The following is an 18,680-nucleotide window of genomic DNA, read 5'->3' on the forward strand; positions in this document are numbered from 1 at the left end:
CGGTCGTACCAAGCACGCGCGAGTGGCGAAATAGGCAGACGCGCTGGATTTAGGTTCCAGTGTCTTAACGGACGTAGGGGTTCAAGTCCCCTCTCGCGCACAGATTCCCGGCAGGATTGCCGGGTTTGCGTGCCGTGTGTTCGAGCGCACTCGAACACACGGAGGTGACCAGGGAAAATGCGCACCCACCTGCGACAACTTCTAACAGATCCGCCAGGATCGACCATCGATGAGGACACGGGGCACTCTGCTACGGCCCTGGAGGCGAGCGCTTCGGCGGGCGAGGCGACAGACGCCGCTGGCAAACATGTACCAGCACTTTGCCAGCACGACCGTTCATGATTTGGACGATCACTCAGTCGTCTCGAAAGACCGTGACATCCATGGAAAACCCACCCACCCCGGCGCCTTCGGTGCACATCCGGGCCGTGATCACCTGGCTCGCCATCTTCCCGATGGTGGCTATCGGCATGGTCGTTATGGCTCCGTTTGTCGGTCATTGGCCGCTAGTGCTGCGCGCACTCGCCCTGACGGCCGTGGTCGTACCGCTGGCTGTGTACCTCGTGGTCCCACGAATGCTGGCGGCCCATCACCGATTCATCCGTCGTTCGAAATGAGTCCGGGCACCATGCCCAGAAGGTTGAGTTACGAATGTCAAGTGTGGAAATGACCTCCACTGTTGTAGTGCCGCAGGATCGGGCGCTCATCGACGGTAAGTTCGTCGGATCCGATTCCGGGGCAACATTTCCCGTGACCGATCCGGCAACGGGCCGGGTGCTGGCCGAGGTCCCCCAGATGGGGGAAGCCGAGACCCGGCGGGCGATCGAGGCAGCCCAAGTGGCGCAACCCGCCTGGGCGGAGCGGACGGCCGGGGATCGCTCGAAGATTCTCGATCGCTGGGCGGCGCTGCTCACCGAGAAGAGCGAAGAGTTGGCGGTCCTACTGTCGGCCGAGAACGGCAAGCCGCTCAGCGATTCTCGCGCCGAAGTCGCCTATGCCATCGGGTTTGTCGATTTCTTCGCCGCCGAGGCGCGCCGGGTGTACGGCGAGACCATTCCGGCGCACCGCACCGACACTCGGATCCTGGTGTTGAAGCAGCCCGTCGGCGTGGTCGGCGCGATCACGCCTTGGAACTTCCCCGCGGCCATGGTCACCCGGAAGTCTGCGCCCGCCATCGCGGCGGGCTGCGCTGTGGTGCTCAAGCCTGCGGAACAGACGCCTTTGTGCGCCTTGGCCATTGCCGAACTGGCCGTTGAGGCCGGTGTCCCGGCGGGCGTGCTGAATATCGTCACCGGTGACGACGCGGCAGCTCCGACCATCGGTGGTGAACTGTGCGCGAATCCGCTGGTGCGGCAGCTGACCTTCACCGGCTCGACCGAGGTGGGGCGGATTCTGGCGGCACAGTGCGCGCCAACGGTGAAGCGCATGACACTCGAATTGGGTGGCAATGCCGCGTTTGTGGTGTTCGAGGACGCTGATCTCGACGCCGCGGTCGAGGGGGCGATCACCGCCAAGTTCCGTCATGGTGGCCAGTCGTGCGTGGGCGCCAATCGATTCTTCGTCCACGACGCCGTGTACGAGGACTTCGCCCACCGCTTCGCCGAACGCGCAGCCGCGCTGCGGGTAGCCCCGTACACCGATCCGGACTCGAACCTGGGCCCGCTTATCGATACCCAGGGTTTCGAGAAGGTGCGGGCGCATGTAGCCGACGCCCTCGCGCACGGAGCCCGGCTGCTGGCCGGCGGCCACGCCCTGGAGGGCACCTTCCACGAGGCCACGGTGCTGGCCGACGTCACGACCGACATGCTGATCTCCCATGAGGAGACCTTCGGCCCGGTCGCCGGGCTGTTCCGGTTCGGCACCGAGGCGGAGGTGATCGAGGCGGTCAACAGCACCGAGTACGGCCTGGCCAGCTACTTCTACACCCGGGACAACAGTCGCGCATGGCGCGTGGGCGAGGCCATCGAGGCTGGAATGATCGGCGTCAACACCGGATTCATCTCGGTGGAGAGCGTGCCCTTCGGCGGCGTGAAGCAGTCCGGTATGGGAAGGGAAGGCTCACACCATGGCATCGAGGAGTTTCTCGAGATGAAGTACCTGGCCCTCGGCGGTATCTGAGCGACATCATCGCTGAGATCGAATCGGGTTGTTCACCGCAGATGTCGCCGCGGGGCGGACGACGGGATCTCGCCGGCGTACTTCCGCGTTGGTTACCCGCCCTCCCGGCACGCTGGGAGGGCGGGTAACCGCGGAAGCCGAGGTGGCTCGAGCAGCGCTGCGAACTCGAATCCGACCCGAGCATCGGCAGCCACACGCTGGTCCGGGAATCCGAGGTTTTCAGCTGGTGAGGAATGTGCGCAGGCTGCCAGAAACGTAGTCGGGGTTTTCCTCCAGCACCCAGTGGTTGGCCCCGGGCACGACGTCGGTGGTGACGTGGTCGGCGACGCGGTTGAGTAGATTGCCGATGGCCGAACCCAAACTGTGTTCGCCACCGACGCCCAGCACCGGGATGGTGAGTTTGCCGTCGCGAGCGATAAGGTCGTCGACCTGTCTTTCTCCGACGTCCTGTTGTCGGAAGTATTCGAGCGCGGCGTGGGTTCGGCCGGGCTTGCTCAGCGCAGCTATCAGTTGATTGCGTTCGCTGCTGTCTATCGCACCGTCGGCTTCATCGTAGAAGTGGCCGTAGAACAGAGCTTCCTTGCCGGCGATCAGGTCCTCGGGCAATTCGCCCTTGGGGCCTTTGGCCAGCCAATCCCACCAGAACACATCGGGTTTGGTCTGCACGAGATGGAGATAGTCACTGCTGGGGGGTGCTTCGAGAACGGCCAGATGGGCAATGTCGGATCGGTATTGGGTCGCGTAGGCCAGCGCGATCGCGCCGCCCCAATCATGACCAACGAGGTCGAAGCGACCCAGGTTCAGCTGCTGCGCCAGTGCGTGTATATCGGTGGTCACCGCGAGCGCCTGGTAACCCTCATCGGATTTCGCCAACCCGGAATCGCCGTAGCCGCGTAAGTCGATCGCGTAGACGGTGTGATCCCGGGCGAGGCTGGGGGCGATCTTCGACCAGGCTCGCCAGTTTTCGGGCCAGCCGTGCAGCAGCACGATCGCCGGGCCATGGCCACCGGAGATGTAGTGGACCGCGATCCCGTCGTGATCGATTGTTCCATCGTGGAACCCGGGCAACGGCTCAGCAGCTGCCGATACGGTGGAGGTGGAGGGCGCGGATTCGGAGCAAGATGTAGTGAGGGACGTGGCAGCAGTCAGCGCGGCCACCAGAAGGCAGGCGCGTTTGGAAAATAGCGTGAGACGCATACTGAGCACCTATCAGGGGACCTGGGTCATGCGGCTGAGACCCGGGAGCTCTTCGAGACGAGGCGTGAACACGTTATGGAGCGGGGAGACGGTGACAGTCTGGGTCTGCTCGATCCCGAGCACCTTCATGGTCGGAAATAGGATCTCTTCGAGGAACGTTTCGAATTCCTGCTTCTCGTCCCAGATTTCGATGATCCGCAGCCCGTCCTCGGTTACCGCGGCCAGGTGTAGGTAAATGCTGCCCAGCGCGTGCCCTTCGACACCCATGCGCTCGACAACCGCGTTGTACTGCTCGGTGGTGATGCCGTGTACATCGAGAGTGCAGAGAACAGCCATGATAGAGGGTCCTTCCAGAGACGAATTCATATCCTGCGCAGTCAAGAATCCGCGCCCGTACTGGCAATACGCTGGCAAAGCACTGCCAGTGCGGCAGGCGGCCTTCGGCCTGGTATGGATTCCCGGGTCGCGGGCGCACGGTGGAACGCACTCGCCTGCGGCGCGATCCGAGTGATCGAGTTACGACGCGATTCGGCTTCGCGGGTCATCGGCTGGATCCGGATGTTCGGCACAGCCCTGCAGGATGGCGAACCGGGCCGGAGTAAGGTCGTGTCCGGCGGTGATGGCCCGGTGAACCGAGTCCGAGCTCAGGGTGGCTCGTGCTGCGTCGACGATGCGCTGTGCGTCGGGTACCCGGTATTGGTTCGGCTGTCCCGTGTGCAGGGTGTCACATCCGCCGATGATGGTCAGTGCGAGGCGAGGATGCCCGCTCGCAAGCGCGATGGCGGCGTGAGCGGTCCCGAGGTGAGCGTGCTGCTCGAGGTAGCCGGGGCCATCCAAAAGCGCTCTCGCCGTGGCGGACTCGGCACCGGCTGTTGTGTATTCACCGGCTTCGGCGAGCGTGATCGCGTACCCGGCGCGGCCCCAGACCTCCGCACCATTGGCAGTGTGACTGTACGGCTGCCCCGCCAGTCGCAAGGCCGTGAGTTCGTTGATCGCCTGCCGGTACAGCGACAGGGCCGCCTCGCGGTCGCCTGTGTGCCGCGCGATGTCGGCTTCCACCACACGAAGCCAGCACACGGTGCCCGCCCGGACCGTCGAATCTATGCGCCCGAGCGCCTCGGTGACATGCGTGCGCGCCTCGGTGACATCGCCGGTCCAGGCTCGCAACTGCCCGATCCAGGTGTGCACCGCGACCACCTCGTTTGCACCGACCCAGGAGGACACCAGCCCGGCCGCCTCGTCCAAGAGTGGTCGAATTGCCGCAGCGCCGTACGCACCCGCGCGGTAGGTGGCGAGGGTCAGCAGGATACGGCACAACGCCCGGGTTTCCCCGGTCGCTCGACTGCGTACGGCGGCGGCCTCGAGATCGGCTGCACCGGCGGCGGGCTGACCCGTGACGAGCCGTTCCAGCCCGCGCCGGGTGAGCGAATTGTTCGCCAGCCACGGGTCACCGGAATCGATGCAGCTCTCGATTTCCTGGGGGCAACCTCGCCTCAGTTCGCGCAACGCCGGAAGCATGACGAAGACGGGGTGTGGCTGTCGCTTCTCGCCGCGGGCTCGGGTAACGAGCGCGCAATAGCGCTCGGTGTCGTCGCGGACCATCCCCAGAGAGATCAATTCGAAGTATTCCGGCAACCGATCGGCGTAGGAGCACGCAAGGTAGACAGCTGCCAGGCCGACCGGCGGCTCGTCACCGACCAGATCCAGCACCCGGCGCTGCCAGATCAGCGCTTCCGCCCGGTACCCGCAGAGGATCCAGTACCAGATCATATTGCCGCACAACCGCAATGCCCGATCGACGTCGTGTGCCGCGACAGCCCACCCGAGAGCGAAGACGATATTGTCGTGCTCGATCGCCAGTTTCGGCACCCAGCTGCGCTGGGCAGGCGTCCGCAGGGCAGGCTCGGCCAGTTCGACCAGATGCAAGTAGTGGTCGGCGTGCCGCCGCTGGAAAGCAATGCGGTCCGGTGCAGCGAGTGATTCGTAGGCGAAGGCCCGGATTGTTTCGAGCATGCGGTACCGCCGGCCGTCGAACTCGATCAATGACTTGTCGACCAGTGCGATGAGCAGGTCGGTGACATCGTCGACACATACCTGCTGGGCGCTGTCCAGTGTGACACCACCGGCGAATACACAGAGTTGCTGAATAAGTGTCCGTTCGGCGTCCGACAACAGCTCCCAGCTCCACGCGACCACGGCGTGCAGGGTGCGATGGCGTGGCACCGAAGCGCGAAAACCCGTCAGCAGGCTGAAGCGATCATCGAGGCGCTCGAGAATCGCGCCTACGGCCAGTACGCGGATTCGCGCCGCCGCGAGTTCCAACGCGAGCGGGATACCATCGAGTCGATGGCAGATGGCGCAGACGGCGGCGCAGTTCTCGTCGGTCAGGGTGAAATCTGCGCGCACTGCCCGCGCGCGATCCAGAAACAGTTGCACCGCAGGCGCTCTCAGAGCATCAGCACGTCCCGCCCGCGGTGGCGGGAGCTCGAGCGGCGGTACCGAATAGAGCAGTTCGCCTGCGGCGCCGAGCGGCTCGCGGCTGGTGACCAGTACGGTCACCCGCGGACAGCTCTGGAGCATTCCGATTACCAGTTCGGGCACACTGCGCAGGTGTTCACAGTTGCCGAGGATCAGCAGCAGACGGCGGTCGGCGATACCGATTACGAGGCGTCGCAGCGGATCCCAGCGTTCTGCGTCGCGGTTCATCGGAATGCCCAGTTCGGAGAGTATGTGGTCGCCAACGGTGCCGGGATCCGCGATGGACGCCAGCTCTATCAGATGGCACCCGCCGTCCTGACGCGAGCACGCAACCGTCGCGGCGGCGATAGCGAGACTTGTCTTGCCGGAGCCGCCGGGCCCGGTCAAAGTCAGCAGCCGGGCCTCGCTGAGTAGTTCGACCACTCGGTCGACGTCGGCATCGCGGCCGACGAAGCTGGTCAGCCGGACCGGTAGGGTCGGAGCCGTCTGACGCTGTGCGGCGGCCGAGGCTTCGATCAAGCGGGCGGCCAACGTCTCTCGGGATGGGTTCGCGCTCGATTCGGCGACGAGCGCGTCGACCAGTTCGGTGCCGCGTCCCAGCGCCAGGTAGGCGTCGGCGCGTGCCTCGATCGCGGCGAGTCGCTGCTCGTTCAGTTGGGTGACACGGAAATCCAGGACCGGATCGCGGGGCACATCGGCCAGCGCCGGACCTTGCCAGAGCATGAGAGCGGCATCCAGTGCGGTAGCCGCCGAGCTGAGCTGACCGCCCGACAACAACGATGTTCCCTCCGCCGCTAATCGGGTGAACCGGTGCGCGTCGATGTGGTCCGGATCCGCGACGAGCCGGTATCCCGGCCCGACGGCCTCGATCCGATACTCCGGGGCCAGTGTCGGTCGTAGCCGCTTCACCAGCGTTTGTAGCGCATTCGCGGTATTGGCCGGCGGTTGGTCACCCCAGATACTGTCCGCGAGCCGGTCGTAGCCGATTGTCCTGCCGGGTTCCCACGCCAACAGGGCGAGGAGCTTGCGGACCAACGGACCACCGACCGGAACGAACGATCCGTCGTCGGGGACGAGCCCCACCGTGCCCAAGAGTCGTACCTGCATCGAAACCCCGCTTGCTCACCTGATCACCGGGGCGCCGCGACCGTGCCTGCCGAGGGCGCGGTGTTTGCCCCCTCATAGCTTGGGCCGTTCGCAGGACCGGAACAAGCACGATACTTGACATGAGCGTGTAACGGCGCTCAACGATCAGGCAGCGGGCCGGAACCGTAATCGATGATCGGAGTGTCGACCGAAGCCTCGACGAAACCTCGGATGGCGTCACCGTCGCGGGCGGCCAGCCAGGTCGGTACCCAGACCACCGGCGGTGCGTCGAGAACTGGGATGTAGCGGACATCGGGACGGGCGTGGAAGTGCAACATCTGTGCGCCGAAGATATACGCGCCACGGCCGGCTCCGATCAGTCCGAGCGCCTCGGAAACAGTATCGAAGCGATCGCCGGCGTCCTGCTCCAGACGATCGTCGCGCCAGCCGTGCGGAAAATTCCCTGTCGATGTCATGCGCAGCAGGCCGATCTCGGCGATGTCGCTCAGCCTGACGGCCTGGCGCGCGGCGAACGGATGGGTACGCGCCACGGCCAACACCCGGTTCTCGCGGAACAGCGTGGGGCCGGTGACCATATCGGGCTCATCGTGTGGCAGGGCCACGATCAGGACATCGATGTCCCGCTCGCGCAGCACCTTCAGACAGTCGGTCGGAGTCACCTCTTTCGGCTCGGCATGCCAGCCGGGAAGCCGCTGTTCGAACAGGCCGGACGCCTGGATGGCTAATTGGCCCGCCGCCGAACTGACGAAACCGACGCGGAGCACCCCGCAGGAGCCGCGGGCATATGAACGTGCTTCCTCCAGACCTGCCACGATCTGATCCCATGCAGGACGGAGCCGTTGGCGCAGCTGCGAACCGAGCGGTGTGAGCTGCACCTTGCGGCTGGTCCGCTCGAAAAGCGGTGCGCCGACATCGCGTTCGACGTTGCGGATGGTCTGGCTGATGCGGCCGGTGGTCACGTACAGACGCTGCGCTGTTCGACCGAAATGTCGCTCCTCTGCGAGGATGAGGAAAGCCTCGAGTTCGAGACGGTTGATCATGCATGCCAATCGTTGAGCTGAACTAAACGCTGATGTTCAGCATATTGGCTGCTGGTGTCCGGCGCCGAAGCGGCGGGTTATTCCTGGTTGGCGATGGGCGAATGGGGGGCGGCAACGAGCTGCAGCCCCCCATAAGGATCAGACCGGCTGCCAGGGATTCCGGTACCCCTCGGGAACCAGGTCGTCGAACATCGCGCGCACCTGCGGCGACAACCGCAGGAGCTCGATATACGACCCTAGCGGGCCGCCGGAGAAATAGACGGACTCCATGCCGATCTCGGCGAAGGTGCCATGCTGCAGGATCTGCGATCCGGCCGCCTGGACCTCGGCCAGTGCGGCGTCGAAATCGTCGGGAACCCAGGCGATATGATGCAGGCCCGGGCCGGACCGGTCCAGCGCTTCGGTATACAGGCTCTCCCCCGAGACCGGAACGATCAGTTCCACCTGCTGTCCGCCGGCGTACCCAAGCGAGGAATCGATGGTGAAATCGGCGGGCTCGCCGCGGTAGCGACACGAGTCCGGGCCGAAATGGATGCCCGGCACCCGCGCCCACCTCTCAACGCCGTAGAACTCGCCGAACTCCTTCTCTGCCGAGTCGAGGTCGTGGACCACCCACGCCACCTGGAAGATCGGTCCGGACACGATACTCATTTCGATGCTCCTGAAAAGCGCTGGTTGGTAGGACAATCCGCCGACTCGGCCAGTCGGCTCGGCCGCAGCAGGACGCCGCACGCGAGGGCGGCGAGGGTCATGACCACCGCACCGGCGATAGCCATGATGTTGAGGCCGTCGGTGAAGGCCGCGCGGGCGGCCGCGAGGAGCGGGTCACCGGTGGCGGCGGGCAGGTGGGCAGCGACTCCGACCGCACCGCCGAGGGTTTCACGGACGGTGTGGGCGGTCTGCGCGGGTAGATCCGTGGAGATGGCCGTGTCGATGCGGCTTTCATAGACGGCCGCGCCGATGCTGCCGAGAACTGCGATGCCCAGCGCGCCGCCGAATTCGCCGCCGGTCTCCAACACCGCGGATGCGGCTCCGGCGCGATCGGTGGCCACCGCACCGACGGCAAGATCGGTGACAAGGGTCATCACCATCACCAATCCCGCCCCCAGTAGGGCGGCGCCGATCAGGACCGGGACCAGTGCGTGCACGCCGATCAGTGCCATGACCACGAAACCCGATGCGGCGATGAGGAATCCGGCCGTCACCACCGGGCAGACCCCCATTCTCGGGGCCAGCACGGCAGTCAGCGGGGCGGCGCCGCCTACCAGTACGGCAGGGGCGAGGCTCCACACCGCGGAGACAAACGGGCTCATACCGAGCACCGACTGCAGATACTGCGTGACGAAAACGGCATTGCCGACGAGGGCGAACATACCGAGCAGTTGAGCAACCACCGACGCTGTGAAGGCGCGGTGGGTGAACAAGCTCGCGTCGAGCACCGAATCGGGAACTCTTCGCTGACGCACGACGAACAACGCACCGATCAGGAGGCCGATGGTCAGAGAAGCCAAGCGAGCCATCGTGAATCCGTTCGCGGCCCATTCTTTGATGCCATAGATGATCGGCATCACCGTCGCGAGCGACAGGATCGCGCTGATGCCGTCGAACCGGCCGGTGCGCACGCCGCGATATTCCGGTAGCAGCATCGGAGCCAGCACCAATAGCAGTGCCATCGCGGGGATGTTGATCAGAAACACGGACCCCCACCAGAAGTATTGCAGCAGTGCGCCACTGAGCACCGGGCCGATAGCCACACCGCTACTCATCACACCGGCCCAAACCGCCATCGCCTTGGTGCGGTCGGCGTCGTGGGCGAAGATATTGCGTATCAGCGCCAGCGTGGACGGCATGAGTGTCGCACCCGCCACACCCAGCACCGCGCGAGCCCCGATGAGCGCCTCCGCATTCGGCGCGTACGCCGCCGCGAACGAGGCCGCACTGAACCCCACCGCGCCGACGAGCAGCAGTCGCCGCCGGCCGATGCGGTCACCGATCGCGCCCATGGTCAGCAGCAGCCCGGCCAGCACGAACCCGTATATGTCGAATATCCACAGCTGTTGTGTCGCACTGGGATCCAGGTCTCGGACGATGAAAGGCACCGCGAAATAGAGCACCGACACATCCATCGACACCAGTAGCAGCGGCAGGATCAGTACCGCCAGCGCGGTCCATTCCTTCCGGCCCGCGCGTGGCGGGACTTCCTCGAACGTCATTGGTTACTCGCCTTCAAGATCTTTCCTACGATCCGACACGGTGGCTCACCCGAGACCTCTCGCACGGATGCCGGGTCGGCAGACAGCGTGCCCGGCCCCGCTGACAGTCCGCTGGCAGCCGAATGCCAGACCACCGCGCGGTCACGCCTGCTGGGTGTACAGGACGATGATCTGACAGAGATTCATGGGTTCTCGCTGATGTGTCTGGATATGTGTTGCACGGCAAACACGGATCTCGTTGCCGCGTCACCACTTACCGGGCATCGGACGACTTCCTATCGCGCGATGCAGGCACTGCCGAGATCGGTGCCGGTGCCCACTTGGACGGTCGTAGTCGTCTGCGCGGTGTCGCCCACAGCGGGCGGCTGCTCGGCAGGGGTGGTCACGATTTCTGCCCGCTCACCGACGTTGTCGCACATCCACTGGCGACTACCACCGCACCGATCGCGAGACGGTCAGCAGCTTGGGCGATGGACGCGGAAGCATAGTGCCAGCGCGGTCACCTGGGGAGCGCGAAGGCAGGCGTGCTGGTTGAACGTTCCTCGGCATGCACCGTGGCCGTTACGCCACGTGATGCTCGGCAGCGACGGTTTCGCTGGCGAATGCCCTGATAGTCTCGAACATTCGGTAGCGCCGACCATCGAATTCCACGAGTGACTTGTTCACGAGCGCGGTCAACGGCTCGATCACCTCGCCGGTACAGATCTCCTCCAGGATCTCCAGTGACGCACCCTCCGGCATAGTCGAAAGTTGTTGTGCCACTGCACATTCATCTGTATTGAGCGCTTCCCAGCTCCACATGATAGCGGCATGGAGCGAGCGATGCCGTTCCACGGCGGCCCGGTTGCCGACCAGGAGGCGGAAGCGGTCGGAGAGCCGATCGAGGATCTGCTCGGGCGACAAGGAGCGGACACGGGCGGCGGCCAGCTCCAAAGCCAGCGGGATGCCGTCGAGTCTGCGACAGATGGCACCGACCGTTTCACAGTTGGCGCCGGTTGGCACGAAACCTGATCGCGCCGCTCGCGCGCGGTCCAGAAATAGTTGAACCGCAGGCGATTCGAGGACAGCGGCCGAGGTCGAGCCGCGCGTCGGCAATGCCAGCGGCTGAACCGGAAATAGCGTTTCCCCGTCGACACCGAGCGGCTCCCGGCTGGTCGCGAGAATCGTAAGATTCGGGCACCGTTTGAGCAGCTCCGAGACCAATGGGGCGAGGTCGGGCACATGCTCGCAGCTATCGAGTATCAGCAGCAGCTCTCGACGCCCGATGCGCGTCCCCACCGGCAGGTCAAGTCGGCTCCGAGTCGATTTCAGGCTTCCGAGCTGGGCCAGGATGGCCTCACCCGCGACCTCCGAGTGGCCGGCCGCGGCCAGGTCGACCAGTCGGCATCCGCCAGACCACTGTGACGCCATGCGGTTCGCGGCTTCGACTGCGAGGCTGGTCTTTCCGACTCCGCCGGGTCCGGTCAAGGTCAGCAGTCGGATCGAGCCCAACGTCGGACCGAGCCTTTCCAGATCTGGTTCCCGCCCGATGAAGCTGGTAATGCGCACCGGCAAACGTGGAGCGGAAACGTGTGCGCCGCTGGCGATTCGGGCCCGAGCCTGCGCCAGCTCCCGCGACGGCGACACCCCAAGTTCGGTGCGCAGCAGATCCCGCGTGGTGTCGAACACCTCGAGGGCACGGGCCTGTTGACCGCTGGCCGCGAGGGCTTGAATCAATCTGGCCGCCATGGATTCCCGCAACGGCCGATCTTGCAGTTCCCGCGCGAGCGATGCGACGAGTTCGCACCCGCGGCCCAGCGAAAGATAGGCGTCAGCGCGCGCCTCGACTGCATCGAGCCGCAGCTCATTCCATCGATCCGCGTGCCAGCACAGGTCAGGAATATCTGCCAGATCGGCGAATGCTTCGCCCCGCCAAAGGCCGAGGGCGGTATCGAGCGTCCGCGCAGCAGGACCAGATTCCCCGGCCGCCGCTTGGCTGACACCTTCATCGACCAAATGGGCGAACCGATGGACGTCGATGTCGTCGATCTCGGCCCGTAATCGATAGCCTCCGGCGCTCGACTCGACCGACACACTCGGCGGCAGCATGGCACGCAACCGTTTCACCAATGTGTGCAAGGCATTCGTCGGCTCTGCCGGCGGGCTGCCATCCCAGATCGCGCTGATCAGCGTAGCGCAGCGCACAGGACGGCTGGGTTGCAGCGCGAGCAAGGCCAGCAACAACCGAACACGCGGACCGCCTACCCGCTGCGAAGTCCCGTCCGTCGTCGAAATCCCCACTTCACCCAGGAGCATTATCTGTACCACGCGTTCCTCACTCACCACCGATCCAGATGCGGGGCAACCGCACTCATACGCCAGTTTCACCGCATGCTCGCCGTGACAAGGAGGATCGAATGTGCCTACCACAAGGCAAAAACGTGCCAACTTCGGAGACTTGCTGTCAGTTGGCCCAACGCTGCACAGCGCTCCGAGCGGAACGCTGATCTTTATACCCCAGCAGCCCAGCCTGCTCCAACCGGGTAAGCGGCCGCTCTGCTGCCGCCTCCTCGAAGCGGTGTCGCCGTACCCGGTCGAGTTCGGTGCGCCAACTCGTACCGTTCTCAGCCAGTCTTCTTTGCAGTGAGCGACGACTCATGAACATGCGGGCGGCCACACGGTCGACCGTGGCCGAATCGTCGTCCAAGGCAGACGATATGACAGCAGCCAGATGATCCAACCAGGTCGTGGCGCGAGGCGGAGGAACGGGCTGCGTGGCAGCGTAGCGTTGCAGGATCGCGGCAAGCTGCGCGTCAGCGGTAGACAGCGGGAGTTCCAGGTCGGCCTTGAGGATGGCGATCCGGTCCACAGGTGCATCGAATTCGATATCGTTCGTACCGAACACTTCGACCAGGCCGTCATGGTTTCGGGGGGCCCGCTGACGGAAGGCAACACGCACGGGATTCACTGGGGCCTCGGTAACCAGCCGGCTGCGTGTGAAGATGGCCGCCAGCGCCCACTGCATCGCGAGATCCCGGCCGCGGCCATCACCGTTGATCATCGAAACTTCGAAACTGACCTCCCGCTCGGTCTCCGGGCCCGGCTCGAAACGGAAGTTCGTGCTGATCGCGCCCACGAACGGACCGGATAGTGCCAGGCCCGCGCCGAGGCTGGGCGCGGTCTTGAAAAGGTAGTCGTACAAACCGACTTGGCCGACCACGTACCGCTCGGCTATCCGTACCGCCACATTCTCGTCATCGAGGCCGCGCTCCACCACTTCCCATGTGCGTACATACTGTGCACTGTGAACTCGATACTCCTCGTTGCCTGTGATCGTCCAGCTGGGTAATCCCGATTCGCGTGCGAGCCTGTCCGGTTCGAGCCCGGCGGCGACAGCATGGCGCATCACGGACACCGGCAGCAACACATTGTCGGTAGTCTCGAACGACCCCTCCGACTCGCCTCTTCCATTATTTGACACCGAAACCACCAGCGCACCTCCGCAACGAGAGCCAAGCATTACGCCCGAGCAGTCGGCCCGCACTCTGAACCCGTCACACCCGCCCCGCCCCTACACGCCGATGTCAGGGAATTCCGCAGATCGTTGCGGATGGGCAGCGGTCACTCCGGGAGGCTACACAACCGCTCCGCCGGCCGACAAGATCGCTGACCGAATGCCGATGACGACCAGGCGTTTCCCAGTTGCCCGGCAACGTATCCGGAACGCGGCGAGAATTGGATCGTCGGACTGGCTCACAAGCCATCAGCGATCTACTGCTCACACCGGTGACCAAGCCGGTTGAGTCCAGCAGGATGGGGTACGACCGGACGCCAGCAATGTCTGAGCGTGTCGTAGCCGGGTAGAGGGTGGTCACCGCGTGATTCTTCAAAGAACCGCCAATATGATGTCACTACGCAAATGATGTAGAGAGTCCCTCGAAGCCGTGACACGACACATGACAGCCACCTACCAGTGCAGTCGAGATGAAAGACGCTCGGCTGCAGCCTATTACGGTAGAAACACTCCACCGATTGCGTTGAACCGAACATCGCAATTGCCTATATTAGATGTCGTCGAATATGTGGTTCAGGCAAATCTGCCGCACCCGGGGGTTCAAGTCCCCTCTCGCGCACAGATTCCCGGCAGGATTGCCGGGTTTGCGTGCCGTGTGTTCGAGCGCACTCGAACACACGGAGGTGACCAGGGAAAATGCGCACCCACGACCTCGACACCACGCAATGCCTGCTCTACCTCCGCGAGAAGGATGGAATCGACCGCCGGCAACCTGCCTCCCCCACCCTGATGACCCACCTCACCGCCCATGCTCGCGAACGCACCAGCGCGTACAGACTGATGGGGTTCACGATGTCGCCCAACGTTTCCGGTCGAGCACGTTACGTTGCAGCAGTGCAAACCAGGACTCCATCGCGGCGTTGTCGCCACACGCCTCGACGCGGCCCATCGAGCCGCGTAACCTGTTGCGTGACAACAGTTTACAGGAATTCCGCGACCGGAACCGGCTGGCTGCCGCGGCCGGAATGCACAATCGTTCCGGCCGGGTCGCGCAGGGCGAATCGCGTTGCGCAGCGACGAGCACGCCAGCGACGAGGTCATCCGCTCGTCGATGCTGTAGCCGACGATGCGGTTGAACCACAGATCCTTCACAGCACACACTTATAGGGAGAGCTTGCCCTCGTCGGCGGTGCGATGCACAGTGACGCACGCTCTCACAGAGAAGACCGACCAGTCTCCTAAGATCGGGAGTCAACCGAGCCGGGGCAGTCCCGCGGCCCCGCCAGCACCGCCGTGCGCCCCCTCGCCCGCGCGCTGAGCACAACGGCGCCGGATCGAGGAGGCAGGGGCCTGGCTGGCGGGTTCGCTCGCACCAAGCACAGGACCACAGATCCCCACCTCCGGCAGTCGTGGCTGCGGTCGATCCGACGTGACTCGGTTGACACGCGTCCGGAGCAACCGGCCCGTCCGCGCTGATTGCCATCGAGCTGATGGACACCATCCTCTGTAATGCGACAGCGCACATCGGTACGCGGCGTTGGCCGGCCGCACGATGGCTATCGATAAACCATAAGCCTGGCTTGCGGTATCTCAAAGGGCGAATAGCACGCCGTCAACAGCCATAGAAAGTCTAAAAACCCATTGCCCATTCAACTTTGGGTTCGATTATTGGCTCGGGGTGTACGCAAACGAACCGCTGTGCTTCAATGGGGTTTGGGCAGGGGTAGATATGACCGTTCAACGACAGCAACCTCATCCCGACCGGGGATTGAGTACAGATGCCGAGCCGGACATGTCAGCGATGCAGACAGTGCCGCTGTGTGCCGGGCAGCGAGGGCTGTGGCTGGCGCAGCAACTGAGTCCGGACGTGCCGGTATGCGAGGCACTGTATATCGAGTTCCGTGGGGAGTTGGACGTCGATCTGTTGCGTGCGACGACGATTCAAGCTGGCCAGGAGTTCCAGTCGGGGTATGTGCGACTGCTGGAGATCGACGGCGAACCGTACCAGTTGTACGACCCGTCGCTGGAGTCGGCGGGGCCGGTCATCGACATGCGTGGTGAACGGGATCCGGTCGCGGCAGGCTTGCAGTGGATGCATCGCGAGTGCACCACGCCGTTGGATATGAACCGGGACCGGTTGGTCACATCGGCGATTGTGCAGGTCGGGGATCGGCATTATCTGTTGTACAGCAAGATCCACCATGTAGCGCTGGACGGCTATGCCGCGATGATGATCGTGAACCGGATGGCGGCGCTGTACACGGCGGCGGTGCAGGACCGGCCGGCAGAGCCGAACCGGGCCGCCGACCTGCGTACTCTTTACGAGGCCGACCGCAGCTATCGGGAGTCGAAGCGGTTCATCGACGACCAGGCATATTGGGTGCGCAAACTGGCTGGCGTCGGGGAAGAGTCCAGCCTGGCGGCTGGGCACGCACCTGCGCGCGCGGACAGTGTGACCGCAACCGCCGAACTGTCAACGGCGGCGGTGGGGCGGATCGATCACTGTGCGCAAGCATTGGATGCGAGTCCGGCCGCGGTGGTGATCGCCGCATTCGGATGTTATCTGGCCCGGATGACCGGCCGCGACGACGTCCTGGTCAATATCCCCATGTCGGGTCGCACAAATGCCGTGCTGCGGCGGTCCGGGGGGATGTTTGTCAACGTCACACCGCTTCCGATCGTGGTCGGCCCGGAGGACACGGTCGCGACGCTGGTGCGGCAGGTGCAGTCCGATCTGGTAGGCACCCTGCGGCATCAGCGGTGCGGCCTCACCGATATTCGCGCGGCCACCGGATATACCGGACAAAGCGGGCAATGGCGTTTCGCGGGACCGTTGGTGAATGTCATGTATTTTCCCCAGAAGATCCAGCTCGGATCGGTGACCGGGGAATTCCATATCCTGAGCTCGGGGCCGGTCGAGGATTTGCTGATCGACCTGTATCAGACCGGAGACCCGCCGCGGACGATCCTCTACTTCTTAGCCAATCCCAACCTCTATACCAGCCCCGAATTGTCGGCACATTGCACCGGATTTGTGGAGTTCCTCGATGCGTTCACTGCCGCCGCACCGGGCACTGATCTCGGGCAGGTCCACCCCGGCAGCGTCCGCCACGGCGCGCGGGTCCGGCACCGCCGCGAGAACCTCGCGTTCTGGCGCGCCACGCTCGCGGACCTTCCCGAGGAGCTTTGTCTGCCGTTCGACAGGCCGCGGCCGGTGGTGATGTCTCACCGAGGTGCCACTACCAGCTACACGGTGGATGCCGAGTTGGTTCAGGCGTTGGAAAGGTTTGCGCGGCAGCAGAGTTCATCGTTGTTCATGGTGATTCACGGTGCGCTGGCGGTCCTGCTCGCCCGGTTGAGTGGTAGCACCGATGTTCCGATCGGCACACCGATCGCCGGGCGCGGTGCCGCCGCGCTCGACGACGTGATCGGCATGTTCGTCAACACCCTGGTGCTGCGGACCGACATCGACCTCGACGAATCGTTCACCGACCTGCTCAGCCGGGTCAGGCAGGTCGACCTGGACGCCTTCGAACACGCCGATGTTCCGTTCGAGCAGTTGGTGGATCAACTCGATGTGCAGCGATCCCAGTCCCGGCACCCGTTGTTCCAGGTGCTGCTGGCATTCCAGAATCTGCAACGAGTGGAGCTCGAACTGCCCGGCCTGGTGGTGTCGGTGGTCGACCTGCCCACCGAGATGTCTCGCTTCGACTTGGCATTCGTGTTGTCGGACAGCGGTGACAGCGACGGTATGACGGTGTCGGTCACCTATGCCACGGATCTGTTCGACACGACGACCATCGATTCTCTCGTGCACCGGTGGATCCGGGTGTTGGAGTCGGTTGCCACCGATCCCACCGTCGCGGTCGGCACGATCCAGGTACTCGAACCCGCCGAACGAATCGATCTGCTGACACGCTCCGGCGCGCCCACAGCAGCGCCAACCACCCTGGCCGACCTACTGACCAACGCAGCCGCACAGAATCCCGACGCCACAGCAATCGTCTCCGACGGGCAACAGCTGAGCTACCGGGAACTCGACGAGCGTTCGAACCGACTGGCCCGACTACTCATCCAGCGAGGTATCGGCCCGGAAGACATTGTCGCGATCGGCATTCCACGCTCCCCCGACTCCGTACTCGCAATATGGGCAGTCACCAAATCGGGAGCCGCCTTCCTGCCGATCGACCCGACCTACCCCACCGAACGCATCACCCACATGACGACCGATTCCAAAGCCGCCATCGGCCTGACCGTGCCATCCGTGCGAGCACAACTCCCCGACACCATCGACTGGCTGACACCCGACAACCTCGACAAGGACTTCGGTGCCCAGCCGATCTCCGATCTTGAACGCACAACCCCGCTCCGGCCGCAGCATCCGGCCTACCTGATCTACACCTCGGGCTCCACGGGTGTGCCGAAGGCCGTGACCGTGACGCATGCCGGGGTAGCCGCGCTCGGTTCCGAACAGCGGGAACGCTATGCGGTGACCGCGGTTTCGCGGACCCTGTATTTCGCGTCGCCGAGCTTCGATGCCTCGGTCTGGGAGTTGCTGCTTGCGGTGGGTTCCGGCGCCACGATGGTGATCGTCGCGCCCGGCATCTACGGCGGCGCGGAGCTGGCTGAGCTGCTGCGCCGCGAGCGGGTGACCCACGCCGTGATCACGCCGGCAGCGTTGACTTCGGTGGATCCGGACGGGCTCGACAACCTGCGAGTCGTCGTTTCTGCCGGTGATGCTTGCCCGCCGGAGCTGGTGCGACGCTGGGTGGGCGACGGTCGTGAGTTCTTCAATGCTTACGGTCCGACCGAGGCCACGATCATGACGAACCACAGCACTCCGTTGGTGGCGGGTGAGTTGGTAACGATCGGCGGCCCGATTCGCGGCTTCTCAGAATGGGTGTTGGATCAGCGGCTGCAACCCGTACCGGTCGGTGTAGCGGGTGAGTTGTATATCGCGGGTGCTGCGCTGGCCCGCGGATATCATCGCCGGACAGCTGTGACGGCGGAGCGTTTCGTGGCGTGTCCCTGGAA

At 64.4% G+C, this 18,680-nt stretch carries 11 protein-coding genes, 1 tRNA gene and 1 pseudogene; 4 read left to right on the plus strand and 9 right to left on the minus strand.

The features are described 5' to 3' along the window. Window positions 1-16 precede the first annotated feature (16 nt). From ABH933_RS25365 to ABH933_RS25375, 3 genes are all read left to right on the plus strand, one after another. Window positions 17-100, plus strand: a tRNA-Leu gene (locus ABH933_RS25365). Between the two features lie 283 nt (window positions 101-383). Beyond that, window positions 384-617 (plus strand): hypothetical protein, encoded by a 234-nt coding sequence (locus tag ABH933_RS25370; RefSeq protein ID WP_429455099.1) that lies wholly within the window; start codon window positions 384-386, stop codon window positions 615-617. A 49-nt stretch (window positions 618-666) separates the two neighbouring features. Next, window positions 667-2,118, plus strand: a complete 1,452-nt coding sequence (locus tag ABH933_RS25375; protein ID WP_429455101.1) for an NAD-dependent succinate-semialdehyde dehydrogenase — start codon at window positions 667-669, stop codon at window positions 2,116-2,118. A 219-nt stretch (window positions 2,119-2,337) separates the two neighbouring features. Here the strand turns inward: ABH933_RS25375 and ABH933_RS25380 are convergent, their stop codons facing one another. The 9 genes and pseudogenes from ABH933_RS25380 to ABH933_RS25420 form a co-directional block, all read right to left on the minus strand. After that, on the minus strand, window positions 2,338-3,315 hold the full coding sequence (locus ABH933_RS25380; protein ID WP_429420908.1) for an alpha/beta fold hydrolase: 978 nt from the start codon (window positions 3,313-3,315) through the stop codon (window positions 2,338-2,340). Between the two features lie 12 nt (window positions 3,316-3,327). Further along, on the minus strand, window positions 3,328-3,651 hold the full coding sequence (locus ABH933_RS25385) for a hypothetical protein (RefSeq protein WP_215917399.1): 324 nt from the start codon (window positions 3,649-3,651) through the stop codon (window positions 3,328-3,330). 180 nt (window positions 3,652-3,831) lie between these two features. Beyond that, a complete protein-coding gene (locus ABH933_RS25390) occupies window positions 3,832-6,900 on the minus strand; it encodes a BTAD domain-containing putative transcriptional regulator (protein ID WP_429420906.1) in 3,069 nt (1,022 codons plus the stop codon). A gap of 137 nt (window positions 6,901-7,037) precedes the next feature. Next, the gene (locus tag ABH933_RS25395; RefSeq protein ID WP_429420904.1) at window positions 7,038-7,940 is read right to left on the minus strand and encodes a LysR family transcriptional regulator; all 903 of its coding nucleotides are present in this window, start codon (window positions 7,938-7,940) and stop codon (window positions 7,038-7,040) included. A gap of 138 nt (window positions 7,941-8,078) precedes the next feature. After that, complete coding sequence (locus tag ABH933_RS25400; RefSeq protein WP_429420902.1) at window positions 8,079-8,591, minus strand: VOC family protein; 513 nt, start codon at window positions 8,589-8,591, stop codon at window positions 8,079-8,081. Beyond that, the gene (locus ABH933_RS25405; protein ID WP_429420900.1) at window positions 8,588-10,153 is read right to left on the minus strand and encodes an MFS transporter; all 1,566 of its coding nucleotides are present in this window, start codon (window positions 10,151-10,153) and stop codon (window positions 8,588-8,590) included. The genes ABH933_RS25400 and ABH933_RS25405 overlap by 4 nt, the downstream gene beginning before the upstream one ends. Before the next feature lie 561 nt (window positions 10,154-10,714). Then, a complete protein-coding gene (locus ABH933_RS25410) occupies window positions 10,715-12,475 on the minus strand; it encodes an ATP-binding protein (protein WP_429420898.1) in 1,761 nt (586 codons plus the stop codon). Window positions 12,476-12,596: 121 nt separating this feature from the next. After that, on the minus strand, window positions 12,597-13,622 hold the full coding sequence (locus tag ABH933_RS25415; protein ID WP_429420896.1) for an AraC family transcriptional regulator ligand-binding domain-containing protein: 1,026 nt from the start codon (window positions 13,620-13,622) through the stop codon (window positions 12,597-12,599). An 877-nt stretch (window positions 13,623-14,499) separates the two neighbouring features. Next, window positions 14,500-14,858, minus strand: a pseudogene (locus ABH933_RS25420) (IS3 family transposase); the annotation flags it as partial. 517 nt (window positions 14,859-15,375) lie between these two features. On the opposite strand from ABH933_RS25420, the gene ABH933_RS25425 reads away from it, so the two are divergent. Then, window positions 15,376-18,680 (plus strand): condensation domain-containing protein (locus ABH933_RS25425; RefSeq protein WP_429420894.1); only part of this gene is annotated, 3,305 nt, incomplete at its 3' end.

Origin of the sequence: Nocardia sp. GP40 (genome assembly GCF_050434125.1) — a bacterium.
Classification (GTDB): domain Bacteria; phylum Actinomycetota; class Actinomycetes; order Mycobacteriales; family Mycobacteriaceae; genus Nocardia; species Nocardia albiluteola.